We start from the raw sequence: 9489 nt of genomic DNA, 5'->3' as shown, positions 1-9489 counted from the left end.
GCGACCCCCGGCGTGACAGGCCGGTATTCTAACCGACTGAACTACCGCTGCGCGTCGGTGGAGGCATTTCAGCTTCCATCTTGCTTTCGCAAGACTCTCGGGAGTGGTGGGTGATGACGGGATCGAACCGCCGACATTCTGCTTGTAAGGCAGACGCTCTCCCAGCTGAGCTAATCACCCGTTTGCATCTCCGAGGCCGCGAAATTTACGCAGGTGGAGAACCTAAGTCAATAGCAGGATTGAAGTTTTTCTGAAAAAGACAAAATTCTTTCAATCGGTACAGTGTCGATCGCTTTCGCGAGCAAGCTCGCTCCCACAGTGGATCGCATTTCCAATGTAGGAGCGAGCCTGCTCGCGAAGTCGGCGGCACATTCAACATCAGTGCCTGAGCCCCAGTTCAATCTACTCGCTGTAAATCATCTTCTTGGTCATTCCGCCGTCCACCACGAACTCCTGCCCCGTGACGAAACCGGCGTTCTTCGACAGCAGCCAGGCCACCATCGACGCCACGTCCTCGACCGTCCCTACCCTGCCCGCCGGGTGTTGCGCATGATCGGTGTCGGCCAGCGGTTCGGCACGGCGTACAGCAGGGTCGCGCGCATCGATCCAGCCGGGGCTGACCGCGTTGACGCGAATCTCCGGGCCGAGGCTGATGGCCAACGCATGAGTCAGGGCCAACAACCCGCCCTTGCTCGCCGCGTACGCCTCGGTATCGGGCTCAGACTGCGCCGCACGGGTCGAAGCCAGGTTGACGATCGCCCCATTGTGAGCCCGCAGGTAGGGTGCACAGTGTTTGGCCAGCAGCATCGGCCCGCTGAGATTGACCGCCAGCACCCGGTTCCAGTAATCCAGCTCAAGGCTTTCCAACGTGATGTTGTGCGGATCGGCCACGGCCGCATTACACACCAGCGCATCCAGACGCCCGAACTGCCCCAGCACTTCGGCCACCCCCAACGCCACCTGCCCTTCGTTCGAGACGTCCATGGCGATGAACCAGGCGTTTTCGCCCAGTACCTTCGCCACTTTCGAACCACGCACTCGATCCAGGTCGGTCAGCACGACTTGCCAGCCTTCGCTGATCAACCAGGCCGCAATGCCCAGCCCGATGCCCCGCGCAGCGCCGGTCACCAGCGCTACACGGCCATTGGAGCCGATTGGCGTGGACAACTCGATCACAAGGCAGCCAACCCGCGCGCCAGGTCGGCTTGCAGGTCTGCCACGTCTTCCAGGCCGACCGCGATGCGGATCAGGCTGTCACGAATGCCCGCGGCCTCACGCTCTTGTGGCGCGAGACGGCCATGGGAGGTGGTGCTCGGGTGTGTGATGGTGGTTTTGCTGTCGCCCAGGTTGGCGGTGATCGAAATCAGCCGGGTCGCATCGATAAAGCGCCAGGCGCCCTCTTTGCCACCCTTGACCTCGAAACTCACCACGGCACCGAAACCTTTTTGCTGGCGCTGGGCCAACGCGTGCTGCGGATGGCTCTTGAGGCCGGCGTAATGGACTTTCTCGATACCGTCCTGCTGCTCCAGCCACTCGGCCAGCTGCTGGGCGTTGGCGCAATGCGCCTTCATCCGCAGGTTCAGGGTTTCCAGGCCCTTGAGGAAGATCCAGGCGTTGAACGGGCTCAGGGTCGGCCCGGCGGTGCGCAGGAAACCAACCACTTCCTTCATTTGCTCGCTGCGACCTGCCACGACACCGCCCATGCAACGGCCCTGGCCGTCGATGAACTTGGTGGCCGAATGCACGACAATGTCCGCGCCCAACTTCAGCGGCTGCTGCAACGCCGGGGTGCAGAAGCAGTTGTCGACCACCAGCATCGCGCCTTTGGCGTGAGCGATTTTTGCCAGTTCGGCAATATCCACCAGCTCTGCGAGCGGGTTGGATGGCGACTCGACAAACAGCAATTTGGTGTTGGGCTTGATCGCAGCATCCCAACCGGAAAGATCCGCCAGGGGCACGTAGTCGACTTCGACGCCGAAACGCTTGAAGTACTTCTCGAACAGGCTGATGGTCGAACCAAACACGCTGCGCGACACCAGCACGTGATCGCCAGCACTGCACAGGCTCATTACCACGGCCATGATCGCGGCCATGCCGGTGGCGGTGGCCACGGCTTGCTCGGCGCTTTCCAGGGCGGCAATGCGCTCTTCAAAGGCGCGCACAGTGGGGTTGGTGTAGCGCGAGTAGACGTTGCCCGGTACTTCCCCGGCAAAACGAGCAGCCGCGTCGGCGGCGGTGCGGAACACATAGCTGGAAGTGAAGAACATCGGATCACCGTGTTCGCCTTCCGGCGTACGGTGCTGACCGGCACGTACGGCCAGGGTATCGAACGCTACGCCTTCGAGGTCGCTGTCCAACCGACCGGCATCCCAATCCTGACTCATGCTGTCACTCCTTTCCCTATTCTCGTAATTAAAAGCCGGATACAAAACCGGCCCCTCAGGGCCGGTAGAAACTCAGTTGTTGTACAGATCGATGATCGCACTGACCGCCTGGGTCTTGACCTTGGAGGCATCGTTACGTGCCTGTTCGATCTTGTTCAGGTAGGCCTCGTCGACGTCGCCGGTCACGTACTGGCCGTCGAACACCGCGCAATCGAACTTCTCGATCTTGATCTTGCCGCCACCGACCGCTTCGATCAAGTCAGGCAGGTCCTGATAGATCAGCCAGTCGGCACCGATCAGGTCGGCCACGTCCTGGGTCGAACGATTGTGGGCGATCAGTTCGTGGGCACTCGGCATGTCGATGCCGTAGACGTTCGGGAAACGCACGGCCGGTGCTGCGGAGCAGAAGTAAACGTTCTTCGCGCCGGCTTCCCGTGCCATCTGGATGATCTGCTTGCAGGTGGTGCCGCGCACGATCGAATCGTCCACCAGCATCACGTTCTTGCCGCGGAATTCCAGTTCGATGGCGTTGAGCTTCTGGCGTACGGATTTTTTCCGTGCGGCCTGACCCGGCATGATGAAGGTACGGCCGATGTAGCGGTTCTTCACGAAGCCTTCGCGGAATTTCACGCCCAGGTGGTTCGCCAGCTCCAGGGCTGCGGTGCGGCTGGTGTCCGGGATCGGGATGACCACGTCGATGTCGTGATCCGGACGCTCGCGCTGGATCTTCTCGGCAAGCTTCTCGCCCATGCGCAGACGCGCCTTGTACACGGACACGCCGTCAATGATCGAATCCGGACGCGCCAGATAGACGTGTTCGAAGATGCACGGGGTCAGGGACGGGTTGGTCGCGCACTGGCGGGTATGGAGCTTGCCGTCTTCAGTGATGTAGACCGCTTCGCCCGGTGCCAGGTCGCGAATCAGGGTGAAACCGAGCACGTCCAGGGACACGCTTTCGGAGGCGATCATGTACTCGACGCCTTCGTCGGTGTGACGCTGGCCGAACACGATCGGACGGATGCCGTGCGGATCACGGAAACCGACGATGCCGTAGCCGGTGATCATCGCGACGACGGCATAACCGCCGACGCAACGGTTGTGCACGTCAGTGACGGCGGCGAACACGTCTTCTTCGGTTGGCTGCAACTTGCCGCGCTGGGCCAGTTCGTGTGCAAACACGTTGAGCAGCACTTCCGAGTCGGAACTGGTGTTGACGTGGCGCAGGTCAGATTCGTAAATCTCCTTGGCCAGTTGTTCAACGTTGGTCAAGTTACCGTTGTGCGCCAGGGTGATGCCGTAAGGCGAGTTGACGTAAAACGGTTGAGCTTCGGCCGACGTCGAGCTGCCCGCGGTCGGATAACGCACATGGCCAATGCCCATGTGACCGACCAGGCGCTGCATGTGACGCTGCTGGAACACGTCACGCACCAGGCCATTGTCCTTGCGCAGGAATAACCGGCCATCATGGCTGGTCACGATACCGGCAGCGTCCTGGCCGCGGTGCTGGAGGACGGTTAGCGCGTCATACAGCGCCTGATTGACGTTCGACTTACCGACGATACCGACGATGCCACACATGCGACGCAACCCCTACTTAATGGATCTGAACTGAGCACCACTTACTGAGGCGTTTTGGCCATCGGCAAGAGTTGCTCCTTGAACGGTATATCAGCGGGTACGCTGATTCCGCTGGCAAGCCACTGACTGCTCCACCCGAGAATCAGGTTTTTGGACCAGTCTGCGACCAATAGAAATTTTGGCACGAGCTGTGACTGTTGCCACCACTCGTCGTGCTGTACCGGCCCCAGGCTCAACAGCCCGACCGCCACGACCACCAGCAACCCGCCACGCGCGGCGCCGAAGGCCATGCCGAGGAATCGATCGGTCCCGGACAGTCCGGTGACACGTACCAACTCGCCGATCAGATAATTGATCATTGCGCCTACCACCAGGGTGGCGACAAACATGATGGCACAGCCCGCGATCACGCGAGCCGAAGGTGTTTGAATATACGCGCCGAGGTACTCGGACAATGAGCCACCGAACATCCAGGCAACGACTCCTGCGATGATCCAGGTCACGAGCGAGAGCGCTTCCTTGACGAAGCCGCGGCTCAGACTGATCAATGCGGAGATGGCGACGATTGCAACGATCGCCCAGTCAACCCAGGTAAATGGCACAGTGCAGCCTACAGACGGATAAGGCGGCGCATTTTAGCAGAGCCCATGCTGATCGGTAAGCTGCGATTGTCAGTGCATTTCAAATCGGGGCGATAGATTTAGCCGCGCTCTGGCTGAAAGCGCACGACAAAACCCTTGAGGTTCTGCTGGCGGTTCAACAAGTCACGCAGACGATCGGCCTCGGCGCGCTCGATCAGCGGCCCGACAAACACCCGATTCTTGCCGTCAGCGGAACGGATGTAAGCGTTGTAACCCTGGCTACGCAGGGTTTTCTGCAGTTTTTCCGCACTTTCACGGTTGGACAGACTGGCCAGCTGCACCGACCAACTGACCGACAGGCCGTTGGCGTCGACACGGCTTTGGGTGGTGTCTGGCTTGCCCGGCGCAGCCGTGATGGGCTGGGCTGGCGCTGTTGCAGGTTTGGCTGCCAGTGCTGGCACCGCTGCCGGAGCTGGCGTGACGGGTTTGGCAGCTGGGGCCGGGGCTGGGACAGCGGGCACAGCAGGAACGGTGGGCGCTGCTGGTACGTCCTGAGCGATATCGTCATCGCCCGGCACTGGCTCCTGAGGCAAGGTTTGCGGCTCAGGCACCACCACCGGCTCAACCTGCACTTGCGGCATCGCAGGCGCTTGCGGCGCAGCCGGGGCCTCAACCGTTACCTGGCGCTGCTCATCCTGACGGGAAAACAGCATCGGCAGAAAAATCACGGCCAATGCCACCAGGACCAGGGCGCCAACCATGCGCTGTTTGTAAGCCTTATCCAGCAATGCCATTTGCCGCTTCCTCCGTGGAGCGCCGGGCCAGCCAATCCAGGGCCTCGGCGACACAATAAAATGATCCGAACAACAGAATTTCGTCGTCGTTCGTCGCCAGCGCGCACTGCCCTTCCAGGGCGGCGGCCACGCTGCCATAGGACGTTACCGAAGCACCACGCTTGAGCAGCGCCGCTTGCAAGTCGACTACCGGCCGTGCCCGCGGGGAATCCAGCGGTGCGACAGCCCAGTGCTCGACACTAGCACTCAATTCCTCGATAACACCATCCAGATCCTTGTCCGCCAACAAGCCGAAAACCGCCAGACGCTTGCCAACCGGTGGCCGACTGGCCAGGCGCCGGGCCAAATACTCTGCCGCATGGGGGTTATGCCCCACATCCAGCAACAGATTAATGCGCTTGCCCTGCCAGTCAAACTGCCGGCGATCGAGACGACCCACCACCCGCGTCGCTTGCAACGCCTGGATAATCTGCGCGTCACCCCATGGCAAACCGAGCAGCAGGTACGCCTGCAACGCCAGCGCGGCGTTTTCCATCGGCAGATCGAGCAAGGGCAGATCGTGCAACTCGACCACACGACCCGAGGCATCGATACCGCGCCATTGCCAGTTGTGATCGGTGACCCCAAGGTCGAAATCGCGCCCACGCAGGAAAAACGGGCAATTGAGCTCGCGCGCTTTGTCCAGCAGGGGTTGCGGAGGATTCAGGTCGCCACAAAGCGCAGGCGCGCCCTGGCGGAAAATACCGGCCTTCTCGAAGGCCACGGATTCACGGGTATCCCCCAGATAATCCGCATGATCGACGCCAATGCTGGTGACCAGCGCCATGTCGGCATCCACCACATTGACGGTGTCCAGACGCCCGCCCAGTCCGACTTCCAGCACCACAGCATCGAGCCCCGACTGCTGGAACAGCCAGAACGCCGCCAGAGTGCCCATCTCGAAATAGGTCAGGGACGTGTCGCCGCGCCCCGCCTCCACGGCTGCGAAGGCCTGGCACAGCTCGGCATCAGTCGCTTCGACGCCATTGACTTGCACCCGCTCGTTGTAACGCAGCAGGTGCGGGGAACTGTAGACACCGACTTTCAGGCCCTGGGCCCGCAGCAACGAAGCCACGAACGCACAGGTGGAGCCCTTGCCGTTGGTGCCGGTAACCGTGATGACCCGAGGCGCCGGCTTGCCCAGTCCCATGCGGGACGCTACCTGTTGCGAGCGCTCAAGGCCCATGTCGATGGCCGAAGGGTGCAACTGCTCAAGGTAGGCGAGCCATTCGCCAAGGGTACGTTCGGTCATATGCTCGCAGGCACCGGTGGGACGACGATCGGTTCAATTGGTGCGGCGACGAACTTCGGCGTCGGCAGGCCCATCATTTGCGCTAGCAGGTTGCCCAGGCGCGGACGCAGTTCCTGACGGTGAATGATCATGTCGATCGCGCCGTGCTCCAGCAGGAACTCGCTGCGCTGGAAGCCTTCCGGCAGTTTTTCGCGCACGGTTTGCTCGATCACGCGCGGACCGGCAAAACCGATCAGGGCTTTCGGCTCGCCGACGATGACGTCGCCCAGCATCGCCAGACTGGCAGAAACACCGCCGTAGACAGGGTCGGTCAGCACGGAGATGAACGGAATGCCTTCTTCACGCAGACGCGCCAGGACCGCAGAGGTCTTGGCCATTTGCATCAGCGAGATCAGCGCTTCCTGCATCCGCGCACCACCGGAGGCGGAGAAGCAGATCATCGGGCAGCGCTTTTCCAGCGCGTAGTTGGCGGCGCGCACAAAGCGCTCGCCGACGATGGCACCCATCGAACCGCCCATGAAGTTGAATTCGAACGCCGAAACCACTACAGGCATGCCCAGCAGGGTACCGCTCATGGAAATCAGTGCGTCCTTTTCGCCCGTCTGCTTTTGCGCAGCGGTCAGGCGATCCTTGTACTTCTTGCCATCACGAAACTTCAGACGGTCAACCGGCTCCAGGTCCGCGCCCAGTTCGGCACGACCTTCGGCGTCGAGGAAAATGTCGATACGGGCGCGGGCACCAATACGCATGTGGTGATTGCATTTTGGGCAAACGTCCAGGGTCTTTTCCAGCTCCGGACGATACAGCACAGCCTCGCAAGACGGGCATTTGTGCCAAAGACCTTCAGGCACCGAGCTCTTCTTGACCTCGGAACGCATGATCGAAGGGATCAGTTTGTCTACCAACCAGTTGCTCATGCTTTCTTTCTCCAGTACCGGCGGCCCGAACGCTCTGGTTCGCAGCCCCGCGTATGCCCTAAAGCTAAATTCATGTGTGCGGCGATGTTTGATCAATGGCCGGGTCAAAAGTGTGACCTGCGTACCACCCATCAATCCTCAGCCGTTTTGTACAGTGCAGTGGACGGCGGCAGTGTGCCAGCCGTCACATCATCCGCGTGCCGCTTTGATGAACGCCTTGATCTTCGCGTGATCCTTGATGCCTTTGCTCGCCTCTACCCCGCCACTGACGTCCACGGCATAAGGCCGAACCTGTGCAACGGCCCCGGCAACGTTATCCGGCGTCAGCCCGCCCGCCAGGATGATCGGCTTGCTCAGACCTTGCGGTATCAGTGACCAGTCGAACGCTTCACCAGTTCCGCCGGGAATTCCTTCGACATAGGCGTCAAGCAGAATACCGCTGGCGCCTGGATAAGCCTTGCAAGCGGCAGCGATGTCGTCACCGGCCTTGACCCGCAACGCCTTGATGTATGGACGATGCCAGCTTTCGCAGTCTTCAGCGCTTTCATCGCCATGGAACTGCAGCAAGTCCAGTGGCACGGCGTCGAGAATCTCTCCCAACTCGCAACGGCTGGCATTGACGAACAAACCCACGGTCGTGACAAACGGCGGCAACGCCTTGATGATCGCGCGCGCCTGCTGGAACGTGACCGCCCGCGGGCTCTTGGCATAAAACACGAATCCGATGGCATCGGCCCCGGCCTCGACCGCTGCCAACGCATCCTCTATGCGGGTAATCCCGCAAATCTTGCTGCGAACGGCTGACATGTCGATAAAACCCCACGGCAAATCCGAGAAAGTCCCGGATGGTAACAAAAGCGTTCGAGGGCGTCAGCCGTCAAGTTCGGAGAATCCCGTGAGGAAGTGCGGACCAATATAACGCTCGGGCAATTCGAACTCGTCCCGGTACTCGACCTGCACCAGATACAGGCCAAACGGATGCGCCGTCACCCCGCCGGAGCGGCGTATCCGGCTCTCCAGCACTTCCTTCATCCACTCCACCGGGCGCTCACCGGCACCGATGGTCATGAGCACACCGGCGATGTTGCGCACCATGTGGTGCAGGAAGGCATTGGCGCGGATATCCAGCACGATCATCTTGCCATGACGGGTGACGCGCAGGTGATGCAGCTCCTTGATTGGCGACTTGGCCTGGCACTGTCCGGCACGGAAGGCGCTGAAGTCATGGATGCCCACCAGGTACTGAGCGGCTTCGGCCATGCGCTCGACGTCCAGCGGACGATGGTTCCAGGTGATTTCTTCGTTCAGGTGCGCCGGACGGATCTGATCGTTGTAGATCACATAGCGATAACGCCGGGCGATGGCCTTGAACCGCGCATGAAAATGCGCGGGCATGACTTTGGCCCAACTGACACTGATGTCGTGCGGCAGGTTGATGTTGGCACCCATGACCCAGGCTTTCATCGAGCGCTCTACCTGAGTGTCGAAATGCACCACTTGTCCGCAGGCATGCACCCCGGCATCGGTACGACCGGCACACAGCAGTGAAACCGGTGAGTCGGCGACTTTGGAAAGGGCGTTTTCGAGGGTTTCCTGAACGGTGAGCACGCCGGAGGCCTGGCGCTGCCAGCCGCGATAGCGCGAGCCTTTGTATTCCACACCCAACGCGACCCGGAAAAAGCCGTCGGCCGCCATTTCGGCGGCCGGGTTATCTATATTTGCCAAGGAGAACAGCCTGCTGATGTACGCAATGGCGGGCATTATAAGGCTGTCAGGCGGGGATGCCAGTGCAACAGTCGGTACAGTGTCAAATGTGACGGCCCCTTCGCGAGCAGGCTCGCTCCCACAGGGATTGGCGTAAGGACACAAAGGGCGGGCAACCCCGATCCACTGTGGGAGCGAGCCTGCTCGCGAAAGCGGCCTCACGGACACCATCACACCAAC

9 protein-coding genes and 1 tRNA gene are annotated in these 9489 nt (G+C 60.9%); all 10 read right to left on the bottom strand.

Annotated elements, in window-relative coordinates; translation table 11 throughout:
* Nucleotides 1-104: 104 nt before the first annotated feature.
* Nucleotides 105-180, bottom strand: a tRNA-Val gene (locus HNQ83_RS07545).
* A gap of 222 nt (nucleotides 181-402) precedes the next feature.
* A complete protein-coding gene (locus HNQ83_RS07540) occupies nucleotides 403-1176 on the bottom strand; it encodes an SDR family oxidoreductase (protein ID WP_175388363.1) in 774 nt (257 codons plus the stop codon).
* Complete coding sequence (locus HNQ83_RS07535) at nucleotides 1173-2384, bottom strand: O-succinylhomoserine sulfhydrylase (RefSeq protein ID WP_175388362.1); 1212 nt, start codon at nucleotides 2382-2384, stop codon at nucleotides 1173-1175. The genes HNQ83_RS07540 and HNQ83_RS07535 overlap by 4 nt, the downstream gene beginning before the upstream one ends.
* 72 nt (nucleotides 2385-2456) lie before the next feature.
* Nucleotides 2457-3962 carry an amidophosphoribosyltransferase gene (gene purF / locus HNQ83_RS07530; protein WP_110967338.1) on the bottom strand — a complete coding sequence of 502 codons (1506 nt, stop codon included), beginning with the start codon at nucleotides 3960-3962 and terminating at the stop codon, nucleotides 2457-2459.
* Between the two features lie 41 nt (nucleotides 3963-4003).
* A complete protein-coding gene (locus tag HNQ83_RS07525) occupies nucleotides 4004-4564 on the bottom strand; it encodes a CvpA family protein (RefSeq protein WP_175388361.1) in 561 nt (186 codons plus the stop codon).
* Between the two features lie 98 nt (nucleotides 4565-4662).
* On the bottom strand, nucleotides 4663-5337 hold the full coding sequence (locus HNQ83_RS07520; RefSeq protein ID WP_175388360.1) for an SPOR domain-containing protein: 675 nt from the start codon (nucleotides 5335-5337) through the stop codon (nucleotides 4663-4665).
* Nucleotides 5321-6628 (bottom strand): bifunctional tetrahydrofolate synthase/dihydrofolate synthase, encoded by a 1308-nt coding sequence (gene folC, locus HNQ83_RS07515; protein WP_175388359.1) that lies wholly within the window; start codon nucleotides 6626-6628, stop codon nucleotides 5321-5323. Before folC ends, HNQ83_RS07520 begins: the two co-directional genes overlap by 17 nt.
* Complete coding sequence (gene accD, locus HNQ83_RS07510) at nucleotides 6625-7545, bottom strand: acetyl-CoA carboxylase, carboxyltransferase subunit beta (protein ID WP_175388358.1); 921 nt, start codon at nucleotides 7543-7545, stop codon at nucleotides 6625-6627. The genes folC and accD overlap by 4 nt, the downstream gene beginning before the upstream one ends.
* Nucleotides 7546-7734: 189 nt before the next feature.
* On the bottom strand, nucleotides 7735-8352 hold the full coding sequence (locus tag HNQ83_RS07505) for a phosphoribosylanthranilate isomerase (protein ID WP_175388357.1): 618 nt from the start codon (nucleotides 8350-8352) through the stop codon (nucleotides 7735-7737).
* A gap of 63 nt (nucleotides 8353-8415) precedes the next feature.
* Nucleotides 8416-9240 (bottom strand): tRNA pseudouridine(38-40) synthase TruA, encoded by an 825-nt coding sequence (gene truA, locus HNQ83_RS07500; protein ID WP_175388373.1) that lies wholly within the window; start codon nucleotides 9238-9240, stop codon nucleotides 8416-8418.
* Nucleotides 9241-9489 lie beyond the last annotated feature (249 nt).

This window comes from Pseudomonas sp. C2B4 (assembly GCF_013359695.1).
In the GTDB taxonomy this organism is placed as follows: domain Bacteria; phylum Pseudomonadota; class Gammaproteobacteria; order Pseudomonadales; family Pseudomonadaceae; genus Aquipseudomonas.
This window is presented reverse-complemented; position numbering and strand designations above follow the sequence as displayed.